14 protein-coding genes and 3 pseudogenes are annotated in these 13,943 nt (G+C 31.9%); all 17 read left to right on the plus strand.

Annotated elements, in window-relative coordinates; genetic code table 11:
- Positions 1-193: 193 nt before the first annotated feature.
- Positions 194-427 (plus strand): annotated as a pseudogene (locus DYQ05_RS14565) (RHS repeat-associated core domain-containing protein); the annotation flags it as partial.
- Positions 428-965: 538 nt separating this feature from the next.
- Complete coding sequence (locus DYQ05_RS00445) at positions 966-1,586, plus strand: hypothetical protein (protein ID WP_152513916.1); 621 nt, start codon at positions 966-968, stop codon at positions 1,584-1,586.
- 29 nt (positions 1,587-1,615) lie between these two features.
- A complete protein-coding gene (locus DYQ05_RS14270; protein WP_290121750.1) occupies positions 1,616-3,121 on the plus strand; it encodes an RHS repeat domain-containing protein in 1,506 nt (501 codons plus the stop codon).
- A gap of 70 nt (positions 3,122-3,191) precedes the next feature.
- On the plus strand, positions 3,192-4,403 hold the full coding sequence (locus DYQ05_RS00455; protein WP_206183628.1) for a sel1 repeat family protein: 1,212 nt from the start codon (positions 3,192-3,194) through the stop codon (positions 4,401-4,403).
- A gap of 595 nt (positions 4,404-4,998) precedes the next feature.
- Positions 4,999-5,241 (plus strand): annotated as a pseudogene (locus DYQ05_RS14570) (RHS repeat-associated core domain-containing protein); the annotation flags it as partial.
- 289 nt (positions 5,242-5,530) lie between these two features.
- A complete protein-coding gene (locus DYQ05_RS00470; RefSeq protein ID WP_024466039.1) occupies positions 5,531-5,776 on the plus strand; it encodes a hypothetical protein in 246 nt (81 codons plus the stop codon).
- Positions 5,777-6,282: 506 nt separating this feature from the next.
- On the plus strand, positions 6,283-6,687 hold the full coding sequence (locus DYQ05_RS00475; RefSeq protein ID WP_024466038.1) for a hypothetical protein: 405 nt from the start codon (positions 6,283-6,285) through the stop codon (positions 6,685-6,687).
- A 5-nt stretch (positions 6,688-6,692) separates the two neighbouring features.
- Positions 6,693-6,923, plus strand: a complete 231-nt coding sequence (locus DYQ05_RS00480) for a hypothetical protein (RefSeq protein ID WP_029410810.1) — start codon at positions 6,693-6,695, stop codon at positions 6,921-6,923.
- On the plus strand, positions 6,913-7,512 hold the full coding sequence (locus tag DYQ05_RS00485; RefSeq protein WP_024470314.1) for a hypothetical protein: 600 nt from the start codon (positions 6,913-6,915) through the stop codon (positions 7,510-7,512). The genes DYQ05_RS00480 and DYQ05_RS00485 overlap by 11 nt, the downstream gene beginning before the upstream one ends.
- A gap of 279 nt (positions 7,513-7,791) precedes the next feature.
- A complete protein-coding gene (locus tag DYQ05_RS00490) occupies positions 7,792-8,163 on the plus strand; it encodes a hypothetical protein (protein ID WP_206183629.1) in 372 nt (123 codons plus the stop codon).
- A 357-nt stretch (positions 8,164-8,520) separates the two neighbouring features.
- Positions 8,521-9,014, plus strand: a pseudogene (locus tag DYQ05_RS14575) (RHS repeat-associated core domain-containing protein); the annotation flags it as partial.
- A gap of 272 nt (positions 9,015-9,286) precedes the next feature.
- Complete coding sequence (locus DYQ05_RS00500; protein WP_252723431.1) at positions 9,287-10,312, plus strand: hypothetical protein; 1,026 nt, start codon at positions 9,287-9,289, stop codon at positions 10,310-10,312.
- Positions 10,313-10,738: 426 nt separating this feature from the next.
- A complete protein-coding gene (locus tag DYQ05_RS00505) occupies positions 10,739-10,927 on the plus strand; it encodes a hypothetical protein (RefSeq protein ID WP_024470498.1) in 189 nt (62 codons plus the stop codon).
- Between the two features lie 163 nt (positions 10,928-11,090).
- On the plus strand, positions 11,091-11,810 hold the full coding sequence (locus DYQ05_RS00510) for an SEL1-like repeat protein (protein ID WP_020963909.1): 720 nt from the start codon (positions 11,091-11,093) through the stop codon (positions 11,808-11,810).
- 385 nt (positions 11,811-12,195) lie between these two features.
- Positions 12,196-12,672, plus strand: a complete 477-nt coding sequence (locus DYQ05_RS00515) for a hypothetical protein (protein ID WP_206183630.1) — start codon at positions 12,196-12,198, stop codon at positions 12,670-12,672.
- A 229-nt stretch (positions 12,673-12,901) separates the two neighbouring features.
- Positions 12,902-13,291 carry a hypothetical protein gene (locus DYQ05_RS00520; RefSeq protein WP_024470305.1) on the plus strand — a complete coding sequence of 130 codons (390 nt, stop codon included), beginning with the start codon at positions 12,902-12,904 and terminating at the stop codon, positions 13,289-13,291.
- An 87-nt stretch (positions 13,292-13,378) separates the two neighbouring features.
- Entirely contained in the window at positions 13,379-13,846 is a 468-nt protein-coding gene (locus DYQ05_RS00525) for a hypothetical protein (RefSeq protein WP_024468211.1), read from the plus strand.
- The last annotated feature ends 97 nt before the right edge of the window (positions 13,847-13,943 follow it).

Here is a 13,943-nt window from a genome sequence, read left to right on the forward strand (position 1 = left end):
ATTGGAAGCGGCAGCGGAGCCCTGAAAAGCGCAGTGCTCCATCAAAAACCGTACATCCTTGTACCTTTTTCATCTCAGAGTTTTGCGTACGCAAAACTCTCAAGGCTAAAACCGCCGCCGTCCATGGCGGGGGCTGGTATACGTCGAGCTCGTTTTACGTAGCGACGCAGGAGATGCCCGCATATTTTCAAAAGAGGAGACGGGGCTGTATTATTATGGCGCGAGATATCTTGACCCAAAGTACAGTAGGTGGCTGTCAGGCGACCCTGCACTAAGCGACTACATACCGCAAGCACCGGTAAATGACGAAGCAAAGAAGCATAATGAAAACCTGCCGGGTATGGGAGGCATGTTTAACGTTGTAAACTTGCATGTATATCACTATGGGGGGAATAATCCGATTAAGTATATTGATCCGGATGGTGAGGCTTCAATTCTTATGCGACAGATAGATGCTGGATTAAATGCAAAATATGATTTAGGACATGTTCTTGGGAAATATTTTGATTTTGCAAAACATTCATTAATTGATTATGGCACTTTAAAATCATTTAGAGATTCTGGTGGACTAATTCATCAACTAGGAAAAAAATTAGGAATAGTAAATAGAGAAGTAACAAAAAATGATCAATATATTATAAAATATACAAATATGGATGATGATATTACTAAACAAGCTGTTGAAAATGTTTTGGATATGGAAAGGTTTGGAGGTAGACTAAAAGATGGAAAACATGATAATGAAAGTGCAAAACAAAAATATAAAATTCTTATAAATGATTGTAATGCATTTACAAGAGCTGTATTTAAAGAATACAAAAAACTATGGAAAGAGAATTGGAAAAAAGAGAATAAGTCTACTAGTAGATATCAAGCATGGAAAGCTTGGAGAAAACATTATAAAGAAATTTCTGCCAGGCGCAATGAAGAAATTCAAATTAAACATTAAAAGAAGATATTGTAACATGAAAAAAATATTATTTTTTGTAATTTTACTATTCTATTTTAACATATCGCATCTATTTTGCTATGGTTGTGTTGAAAAAGAAATGGATGATGATAATAAAAAACAAGTAGAAAATTTTATGTCAAATTTTTATACAAGAATCTTTGAGTTATCTGCTGAAGAATATGAAGATATTTTTTATAAAAAATTAGTGTCTATTTCTTTTTGTTATGATGATGTTAATGGGGATGGCGCTGCGTTTAAAAAATTTTTAGATTGCACTTCTTTACCTGACGATAAAAAAACTAATGAAATAGAACAACCTTTAGAGCAAAGTTTTTTATTTGGTAATGGAAAGAATGTTCAGAAATTTATAAAACAGTTTGAAAATATTGATATGTTTATAGAAAAAAATAAAGCAAAAATAGTATGGTTTTCAGGATTTGATGTAGGAATTGCAGCTTTTGATATTCCTAATAAAAATTGCTGTAGCTTTGATCAAGACTTACTTTTGATAATTAACAAAGAAAGGTTTAATATAAAGGCAACTGCTCTATTATATGTTGATGAAAAAAATATTTTTTTGGCATATATTTTTTTTGAAATAAAAAACTTGGAGACAAAATTAAAAACTACTTGATAAAATTTTAAAGGTAAATAGAAAAAACAATGAAAACAAAGCTTTATTTGTATTCACACTCTAACTATCTCACTCCACGGACAGCGATTGAATCGAAAATCCTTTTTGCGGTGTGTATAAGCAAAAAGCAAGCTCTAATCGGAGGGAAGAGCCTTGCCTGTGAAGACAAATGCAGCAAAAAGATTGGAGCGGTATTGGTGCAGCAAGCCGATAGGCGCAGCTTCGAAGCAAGAGCGGTGCTCAATTTTGTTTTCTTCATAATACTAAAAAACAAAATTGAGCAGTCCGCCGCTCAAAGATGCTTACGCACCTTTGAACTTCGAGTATTCGATAAAACATCGAGGATTAAACCTTTAAATTTACTGAATGCCCTCACTGACAGGACTTTTGAAAATAGACATGTTGGATGCAAGGAGCGAGAAAAAATTAACCGCAGGCGTACTTTATGTACGTTGAGGATTAATTTTTTTGAAGCGACGCCGCAGACGGCGTGTATATTTTCAAAAGAGATGACACATACGGATAACCATGGAGATAATGATGAGCAAAAGGAAAAGAGATACTACTATCACAGTGACCACCTTGGAAGTGCACAATTCGTAACTGACTGGAAAGGCAGACAGTACGAACACATTGAATACACACCTTACGGTGAGTTATGGGTAGAAGAGACTGCACCGGGGATTGATAAGTTACCGTTCAGGTTTACAGGTAAGGAACTGGATGAGGAGACGGGGCTGTATTATTATGGTGCAAGGTACCTTGATCCGAAGTATAGTAGGTGGTTAAGCGGTGATCCGGCGTTAAATGATTATATACCCAAAGCTCCGATAGACGATGAAGCGAAGAAACACAATGAAAACCTACCCGGAATGGGAGGCATATACAACACTGTAAACTTACATGTGTACCATTATGCAGGCAATAACCCGGTGAAGTATATTGACCAGGATGGGAGAACGATTAAAGTAACTATAACTAACAAGAGGGTAGATAGTCTTTCTAAAAAATTTATAGCTGCTCATAATTTAATTGGTTCTGGTGTTATGTATATTATTGGCACAAATGGTAATCTTGCAAAAACTTCTACGTATTTAGTTACCGTTACAGATGATAAGACTAATACTACTTCCTACTATGAAGTCACGCGAAATGCGCCAGCAGCTGGTGATTTGAACAATTTAGCTTTTAATCCTAAAGAAGCTGTTGGGAAATACTATGGTATGTTACGTGATACCGGAAATGGTGTAGGAGAAGTGCTGGAGCTTTGGAATGGTAAATCCGGAACAGATAGAAACATACGCGCAGATATTACTGGAGACGGAGAACCTGATTTTATACAGATTCATGTTGGTGGTGAATATATAAACACCAAGGACAAGAAACCACGTATCGGTGGGTCGCTAGGCTGCTTTGGATTGAATGGTAGAGATAGTGGTAATGCCGGACGCGATAAATTTATGAAAGATATCCGCCAACGGCTGAATAATAGCGGAGGTAGAATTGAAATATATATTCAGAAATTGGACAACTAAAACAATAAAGTTTGTAATACCATTATTAATTTTAACTTGTTGTACAAAGACCGTCAACTACGAAAACATAATGCAAAAGCAAATTAAAATGTTATCTACTGATGTTATAGCACAATTGGAAAAAGAAAAAGTAATAATAAATGCTTATGATCTTGTTTTTGTTGATGTGACAATGATTGAAGGTGTACATGTTTCCAATGTTATTATTTCTGATTCAATTGTTAGTAATGCGGAAAAAAGATTTATTATTGCACACTTAATAAGAAATATTCTGATAGACGGCGCTATAATTTATGATTACGATGAAGATGGGAATAACTTTACTATGAAACCCTATATTGAAGTAAGTCCTAATTTTATATATGAAAATAGAAATTCTATTTGTGATGTTATTTATTATCTTGTTCATAAAGATTATTTTAATTTTTATGGAAAGCCAGGGGGATGGTTTGATAAATTTTTTTCATCGCCTTTATTGGAAGTGATTTCAGATGATTTAAAGCATCTAAAATTAACTCTAAAAAAAGAGAATGCTTTTAGTGCTGCTCCTTTTGTTGAAATAGACATTAAACAAGTTCTAGCAAGCCTAAATAGTAAAGATAAAGAAATGTATCTAAGATATTTTAATTTAAATAAAGTGAATACATCACTATCTAAATTGGAAGCTTTAAATGGTAGCGGTGCATATGCTTATAATATTTCAGCATATTATGCATTTTTGCAAATTGATACTATTAATGAATGCCTCTGGGGTGAAATAGCTGCTGAAAACAATAATGATGTTGCGCAGAATGATTATGCCCGTATACTCGAAGCTACAACAACGGAGACAGGAAAGATTCGTAGTTTATACTGGCTTTTTAAAGCTTTAAAGAATGGAAATTATGATGCATGGAAAAAAATAGAAAACCAACATCTCAATCTTGAAAGTTCTTATCCCGTATTACAGGAGGATATTTATAAAAAACAAGATACTGATATTTCTGAATATGAAATAGAACTCTTAATCGACTATGCATTGAGGGGAGGAAAAAAAGAGGCTTACTTTTTGTATGAATATTATAAAAATTATAAAAAAAATGAAAAAGAAGCTCTATCTTGGTTAAGGATTGGAGCACAAAATGATAATACTCGATGTCAATATGAATACGGACAACATTTTCTTAAGAGCAATAAAGAAGAAGATAGAATACGGGGGCGTTTTTGGATAAAGAAAGCTGCAAAGACAGGAAGTGCAGAAGCCAAAAAACTACTAAAAGAAATAGGAGAAAATGAAAACTAGGTGTTTATTAAAAAAGTCTAACTATCTCTTTTGGACAGCTATTGAAGCAGTACATGCAGTGAGGCAAAGCCGAACTTCCAGCCCAATCCTTTTTGCAGTATGTTTAAGTAAAAAGCAAGCTCTGACCGGAGGGAAGAGTCTTGCCTGTGAAGACAAATCCAGCAAAAAGATTGGAGCGGTATTGGTGCAGCAAGCCGATAGGCGCAGCTTCGAAGCAAGCGCGGTGTCATCAACATCCGTACTTCCTTGTACGGATGTTGATAGCAAGTTTTGCTTATGCAAAACTTGCAAGCTTGAACTGCCGCTGTCCATGGCGGAGGTGATACTTGTTTACTTTTATATTACAATGATGGACAAGTATCGGCAGTCCGCCGCTGAAAGCTGCTTACGCACCTTTCAGCTTCGAGTTTTGCCATTCGGCAAAACATCGGGGGTTAAATTTTTAAATTTACTAAACAGCCCTACTGACAGGACTTTTGAAAATAGGCGAGGTAAGTACAAGGAGACAGGCAAAAAAGTACCGCAGGCGTATCGGGTATACGTCGAGGACACTTTTTTGCCGTGCGACGCAGTAATTGCCTGCATATTTTCAAAAGAGGAGACGGGGCTGTATTATTATGGAGCTAGGTATCTTGACCCAAAGTGCAGTAGGTGGCTGTCAGGCGCCCCTGCACTGAATGATTACATACCGCAAGCGCCTATTGATGACGAAGCGAAAAAACACAACGAGAACCTGCCGGGTATGGGCGGTATATACAACACGGTAAACTTGCATGTGTATCACTATGCGGGGAATAATCCGATTAAGTATATTGACCCGGATGACAGAGATATAATTTTGTTGAATCAATCAGTGGCTTTAGATATTGGAAGATTTAGTTTTGGTCACAATGCTGTTCTTGTGGAGAACGATAAAGATGGATGGGGCTATTATTCAAAAGAGAATCCATTAAGTAATGTAAGGATTGATGCTGCAACATTAGCTGATTTCATAAAAGAAAATAAAAAATTACTTAGTAAGTATGATAAAGGCTGGAGAGTTACAACAGATTCAAATACAGATAAAAAAATGAAAGCTTATGGTGATAAAAATTATTCAAAAATTACTCTGTAAGCGAAAAAAAGTAATGGATAGTAAAATTGAACTATACTTATATCTTATGAAAAATAACTTAAAATTTCCTGATGCTAATGAAAATTCTTCTGAAAACTGTGTTGATTTGACTGCGGGGATTATAAGTGCTGGTGATTTAAAGATAGAAAAACCAAAAGTAAATCATCGTCCTTTTGTTGGTGAACATACTGATCCAAATAAGCAGTATAAGCAGTTTATACGAGATAACCCTTCTGGTGAAAAATTTATTGCAGATTGAATATAATAGAAGGAGTATTTCGATGAAACAAATTTTTATAAAATATTATAAAAGTTATCAGTTTTGGATATATATATCAGTATTATTATTTCATATAGGTATTATAAAACCAATAGCACCTCCATTTAAACAAATTTTTCAATATGCTATATTTGAAGTCATTAGTAAGTATTTTTATTTTTCACTTATAATAATCATAGTTATAAGTATTTTTATGGGTGCTGTTTTTATTATTTTTAATGAGTTTTCTTTTAAGGAAAAAATATTATATTTAAATAAAATATTTTTTGTTATAACACTTGTAATCAATTTTATAAATCATCTGTTATGGGTGCTTTATGCATGTATGTATGGTTATAAATATTTGCCTTTTGTCCATATAATAATTAATAATTTTTATTATATAATATGCATAGGATTATGCAATACATTCACAATATGCATTTATTATATTATTAAAATATTTTGTATACATGATCGGTTATAGATATATAAATGAGGATAATATGAAAATAATTATTGGTATATTTCTATTGGTTGTGTTATGCGTTATAGTAGTTTATGGGTTTATAAATGGGGGGTTGTTTGCAGGTATTTTATATCCTAAAACAGGATTTGCTTTTTATTGCTTGGATGCAAATCCCTCATCAGTGGTTGACCAAAGATTAGCGTTTGGAGATAAACATCCTCAGGTCTTTAAATTATATTTTAGCCCGCCAGGAAATATTCTTACTTTACGGGTGGTCAAAACAGCTATCCAGGTTGACTTATTTGTAAAAAAGCCATATACAATATTGAAAATAAATGAAATGAGAGTTTCGTTTAATGAAGAGTATATTGGGCTGGTTTGGGATCGGACAATCTTCTATCGATGCTGGATTGATGTTAGGGGAGTGGGGCAACCTTTTTAGAGGTATTGCAAAAGATATTGCAGGAGTTAGGCGAGGCTATCAATGGAGCCGGAAAAGATATAAAACTTATAAGAACTAGAAAAGTCACGCTTAAAAAATATGCTGAACAACGGGGACCTATAATAGTATTTGGTGTAAAGGAAAGAGTTAAAGAAACAACCGAATTATCTTATATTAATAAAGATGGAAAAGAAATAAGAGAATTGATAAAAGAGGAGATATGGGATGAATATTGATAAAAAATATATAATACTATGTTTAAATTTTTTTTTATTTATTTCGTGTATAAAAAAAGATATTGATATAGAACAATTACAATTTAACTCAGATATATATAAGTCATTAAAAGCTAAAATAATGAGTAACTATATTTTATTTTCAGATAATAAAGTAGTTGCATATGGTTTTAGAGAAAAAAAAGAATATATAGCAGATGCACAAAATATGGAAATAGGTATAAACTCAGAATCTTGGTCGTATGATGAATTGAATGCCTTAGAAAGGAAACGTATTTTATTTAGACTGTATATAGATACTGATATGCTATCTCCCTTTTATGGTAAAATAATTGAAGTTGGATTAACGAGCAGTATTACTGCAGATTATCAAACTTCTGATTTTTTTTGTATAGGAGAATTTTCTTCTAGAAATATTTTAAAAAACCAATATAATTATCATTATGTAGGATGCGAATTTATATTTGGTGAAAAAGAATATATTGGGTTTGTGTTTATTGAAGGGGCTATATATTTAGAGAATGTAAATAAACTTGATGCTAGGCTAGGTGATATAACTTTTTACGATAAAATAAAAAGTTATCGGTAATAAATTGAAAAGTATAAATCATTTATCGGAAGATAAATTAATGTAAAACCATGAAAACAAAACTTTGCATTTATTCACATTACAACTATCTCTTTCGGATAGCTAATGGAAATGTAGCAAATGGAACTTTAGAAGTATCAAATTCAAGTAGCGGAGCTTCTAGTACTGGATTAAATTCTGTTGACAGAAGTTCTGGTTCTTCGTCTTATGGAGTAGGTAGTACAGCTAATGTATCATTGGCTCCTATTTATGATTTATTAGCAGAATGATGAGATGACTATGAAAAAATTAATGATTAGATTTACCTTATTAACTATTTTAAGTATTTGTTTATGGAGTTGTTTATCACAAATGGTTTTAGAGTATAATGATATTGATAATTTTGAAATAACAGAGTGTAGAAATGGTAATGAACTTTCAATAAAAATATCGGGACTGTGTATGCACAGTAATTATGTAATCAAAAAAATTGATTTACAGAAAAAAAATGATGAGTTGAAAATAAAGATTAAAATTTCAATTTTTAAGAAAAAAAATGATACAGGAAGATTTTTATATGAACTAAAAATTGCTGATGATGTAAAGAAAATTTTTTTTGGAAATGATGAAGTTGAAATATGGCATAAAAGAAACTATAAACCCAAAACTTAGTATTTATTCACAGCCTAACTATCTCTTTCGGACAGTAATTGAAGCAGTACATGCAGTGAGGCAAAGCCGAACTTCCAGGCAAATCCTTTTTGCGGTGTGCTTAAGCAAAAAGCAAGCTCTGACCGGAGGGAAGAGCCTTGCCTGTGAAGACAAATGCAGCAAAAAGATTGGAGCGGTATCGGTGCAGCAAGCCGATAGGTGCAGCTTCGAAGCAAGCTCGATGTCGGTATTTGTGTACCTTTGCATTATATTTATTGTGCACAAATACATGCAGTCCACTAAAGGAAAGTTATTACTAAACACCCCACTGACAAAACTTTTGAAAATAGGCGAGGTAAATACAAGGAGTTAGCCAAAGCTGAAAAAGATGACCCCTTTAGTGAAGATAAAGACTTTATATTTACATATAACTATGATAAAGAAAGCGGAATATACTCAACGGATTACGGCTTCGGTCTTGACGCCCCTAAAGAAACGGAGCAAACAAACCCGCAAGACCTTTTTGCCTACAGACGTAACTATACATGGACTTACAAGTCAAAAACTGCCATGCTGTTTTTGGCGATGTATAATAATTTCCTTTCAGGTTTACAGGTAAAGAGCTTGACGAAGAAACGGGGCTATACTATTATGGGGCTAGATACTTAGACCCGAAATATTCGAAGTGGTTAAGTGGAGACCCGGCTCTAAATGGCTACATACCGCAAGCACCGGTAAATGACGAGGCAAAGAAGCATAATGAAAATTTGCCGGGTATGGGTGGGGTGTTTAATACCGTCAATCTGTATGTGTATCATTATGCGGGAAATAATCCGGTTAAGTATACTGACCCGGATGGAAGAGATATAATATATCTTAATGGTCAGAGTACTGTTGTAGACAATGGTCATGGAGTAATGTTGATTGGCAACGATAAAGATGGTAATAAACTATTAGGATTTACATTATTATTAGGCCCTACCGATGAAATTTTTCCATTGACATCTCCAAATAGATTATATGATACACTTAACTCGGTATATGGTGAGTCTTTTACTTCACGATTAGCTTCCGGAATAAAAAATAAATTTGGCGTATTATCAAGAATGCTGATGGATTCTGTTTTTCCAAAGAGGTAAGTTAAATGAAACAAAAACAAATTATAGTTATACTTTATATTATTATATCAGTTATGATTATTATTCCTGTCGGGATTTTTATTCAGCGGTTGTTTTTTGAATCAGGAATACAATTAAATTTTAAGCCACAAAATCAACAAGAGGTTTCAAGTGAATATATTTATGACTTTGATAAATCGGAATATATATTTGCATCTACACAAAATGAGTGGTTTGAAATATCTAAAAAGGGGAAATGGTATGATGTACGGTTTAATGGAGGAGATGTAGATACAGATATTATCCAACAATTTATTGCAGCTGGGCAATATAATGAAGACGGTAAAGAGATGACTTTGTCCGCAGATTCAATTACTATTACTGATAATGGTTTTGTTGTGATATCAGGGAACCGGTGTATCTGCTATCTTGATGTTATAAATAAAAAAATAATTAAAGTTATTCCATTAGAATATACAAAGACTGTTGCAGTAAATGTAGGAGGCTGTGATATTCTCTTTTTTGACGGCGGTAATTTATACAAATATGAATTTAATACGGACACTAAAGTCTTGTTATACGAAACAAAAGTTTATAAATTCGAGATATCCAGCAAGGATTTATATAAAAATTCTCCATTCCCTTATAATAAAGAAGATGAAGATGAATATATTTTTAAGCGTAATGCAACTGTGGAATATCCTTATCCTTACGCTCGACCTGTTCACATTGCATATTCAAAAAAATATAATAGTATATATTATAAAACTCAAATTTTCTTGTATGATAAATTAGAAACAGCAGTTATGTCCATGTCATTAGATGATTTTAAGATTTATGTAGTCTGTTTGAATGGTGAATTTAATACAGATTATGACGGTAATGTTTTTTATACACAAAAAAACGCTTTATTCCGCCATGATGGAAATACAAGAAAATCCGAAAAAATTTTTGAACATGATGAAATAATCAGCTGGTTTAAAGTTTTTGATGACACAATATTTTTTTATGCAAAAAAGTTCACCGAATATAAAGGGTGTAAAGTTTCCTGAATTTAGAGTGTATCATCAGAATAAGGTAAAATATGTAAAAATAAATGCTAATGTTTATAGAAACTGTTGGGATATAATAAAGAAACACTAATGGTAATACCAATTGCGAGTATATATGAATATTATAAAAATATAGGTAATAGATAAAACTATGAAAACCTTTCCGGAATGGGGAGGGGGGGGGGGTATACAACACGGTAAACTTGCATGTTTACCACTACGCAGGGAATAATCCGGTGAAGTATACTGACCCGGATAGGGAAAGTGTGTGGGCAGAAATCGATTCTGAAATTAAATCCATATATAGATAAATTATATAATGACAGTCCTACATTAAAAAAACATTATGACAATTTACTGATTGAAAAAATACCTAATGGTTAAAAAATTTTATTAATCATTACTGCTGATGTAGGGAAATATGTTGTGAATACTGTTACGAATAATGCTCCGGTGGTATTTGAAGCGGATACAGAATCGCTTGATGATAAAGGTAATCGTGTGAATAAAAAAATGCAAGCTACTGCCGATATGGTAATGACTATTAATATTAATATAGATTTAGATTGTGTATATAATAAAGATTTACCATTAGTGGATATTATATCTGAATAGGTGGTTCATGTATCTGATATAACAAAAGTTGGCTTGGAAAAATAGAATAAAATTGCTGGAGAGGAAAATAAATTATCTTATAAAGAGTGTCCGAGAGAAATAAGTGCTAAAAATCAAGTTAAAATAATTTTATCGGAACTTAGGGATAAAAGGAAGTGATAAAGTGAAAAAACAATTATTTAGTTTTAGTATAATATTTTTATATCTTATTAATACTTATTGTTTAGAAATCGATATTATTGATATAAATGAATTTGAAAATACATATCATATGGTAGATAGACTAAAGACTGACTTTTTAGATTATCATTTTGACTATGAACGGGATAAAATTGTTGAATTTAAAAATAGAGTAGAAATAAAAATTCTCCAAATTCGAAATGAAAAAAAGAAGATATATATTGCTGTTTATAATGATAATATTGAATTGTCCAAGTTAAATATTTATTGTGCTATTATGAGATTTAATTCTTTCGGCTTTCTTGAATTTTATGAATTATGTAAATTTTCTGAAGAAAAAATTAAAGATATGTATCCTACAACTGTCATCTATGCGCAAAGAGGCGATGATTTACTATCTTATAATATCACTGATAAAACATTACAAGAGTTAAAAACCCTTTCTTTGAATGGTGCGAAGCATGCTCCTTTTTATTTATATGAATATTATACCTATAAGAATAGTAAAAGTGCTTGGTATTGGCTGCAGATAGGGGCACAGAATGGCAATGAAAAGTGTCAATATGAATATGGTAAATATCTTCTTGCAAAAGGTGATAAAGATAGTAAAATAAGGGGGTTGTTTTGGATAAAAAAAGCAGTATTTAATGCAAGTAAAGAAGCATATCAATTATTAAAACAAATAGAAGAAAATGGACGCTAGTTATTTATTGGAACAATAAAAACATCTTCTCTCCCGGATAGTGATTGGAGCTGTGCATGCCGTGAGGCAAAGCTGAACTTTAAATCAAATCCTTTTTGCGGTGTGTTTAAGCAAATGCGGTTTTTGGAGCGGCTGAGTTAAATGCTTGCATAAGAATACCGGCTGAAGAAAACTTAGCGGTGAAATATATTGATTCGGATGGGCGAAGTAGTAGCAATGTTTGGGCTGAAATTAAAAATGCTATAACTCCAGCGATAAATTTTGATTTCGGCGCTGATTATTATAATTTATCTGTGCAACTATATAATGAAGGTAACTATATTGAAGGATTTCTATATAGTGTTGATTTTCTATAGAGATATAATGAAAAATTAATGGAGATGAAATGATAACTTATATTAAAAAGAAATGGCCTGTTTTTTTTGTGGGATTACCTATAAGTGTGATATTATTTCCATGGCTGATTTTTTATTTGTCGTCGTCATTAAATGAATTTAATCTTGAAAATAAATTAATTTTAAAAGCAAATCTGGAAATAAATACAATTTTAATTGATAGGGGGTCAGTAGGAGGTTCTTATTCTACTTATTGTTTTAAAGCAGAAACAGGAAAGAAATATCGTGCTGCTTTATCTCCTCCTTTAATCAGGGGTAAAATTCCAAAACGTGGAGACCAAGTTCAAATATTAGTACATCCGGAACTTGATTCATGTTTAATAAAAAGTATCAAAGATGAGCAAATTTTTTCATATAAGGCTGTATTAATTGCATATCTTGTAATTGCTTGGCTATGTTTTATTCTTGTTGAATTTATGCTTGTCATAATTTTTCTTGATATGTTCGGTAAAATTAAAAATAAATAAATGGAGGAAAAGCAGTTCAGTGGAAGTCATGCCATATAATGAGATATAGAAGAAATTAAAATTATTACTGTTAGGACAAAGTCTAAACACCCAATAGTTTCTTTTTTGCTTATTATTGATATAAAGCTATGATTTTAATAAAAAGTGGTATATATTGAAGTGCAAGGAATAGAAATGAAAGTTATTACTTATTTTAATCTTAAATTTTTCATACAATTAAGGAAAAAAAATGAAAAGCAGTTATTACTATTCACCGCCTAACCATCTCACCACTCGGACAGCGATTGAAGCGGAAAGCGCGGTGCCTGCACTTGTGTACTTTTACATAATTATGATAGTACACATGGGTATTGCTTCTGTTATTTTTCAAGAAAAATATCATGGTATTTTTGCGGATGCAAAAAATTTGATAGCACTAATTTATGCCGGTGGAGTTCACTATGATAGTCCTGGTACTAAAAGTTATGGTTTGGCTGAAATGCAAATTAAATTAGCCGGCGAATTACTTGGAATAGACTCCAATGTAACTGATGGAAAAGCAAAAATTTATGAAGCTTTATTAAATGATGAGACCTCGATAGGGTTGCTAAAAGAAATGTTAATTATCAATTTGCGATAAAAGTTGCTTTAGAAGGAAGTCTGTTTTTAATTCCTTATTCAGATAAAATGTTACATTTAAAATAAGGAAATAGTTATAGGGTAAAATATGAGAAAATTATTGTTAAGAGTGAAAAATTTAAATAGTCAAACACAAAGAGTGTTATTTGTATTAGCTATTGTGGGTGTTATGGTTTCTTCGTTTTTTTTTGATAGTTCTGTTCTTATTACATCTCAAAGCTCCAAGGATTATTTGGACTATACAACTAATTATCAAAATGGGGGTGAAGATGATATAGCTATTGGCATAAGTAAGTTTTTATTTTTATTTGCCTTAATTATAACAGCATTGACGGAAAAATTTAATTGGGTTGTAATAATTTTACACCTAATTACTTTAGGATTGGAGTTGTTTTTATTATTTACAGTTAGGCTTACCGGAATGGTTAGCTATTGGCATACTATTATTTATAATAATAGCGTATCAATTTTTTTCTTTTTTATGTTTTTACTTCTTTATATTGTAATGCTTTTATTATATATAATAAAACTCATAAATACTAAAGTATTAATATGATCTGCAATTTACTCAATGCTATTATGCTATGCAATATGATGACATTACTAAAAACGATGAAAATAAAATTTTACATTTATTCACAGCTTAACTATTT

The sequence above is a fragment of the Treponema pedis genome (assembly GCF_017161325.1).
Lineage (GTDB): Bacteria > Spirochaetota > Spirochaetia > Treponematales > Treponemataceae > Treponema_B > Treponema_B pedis.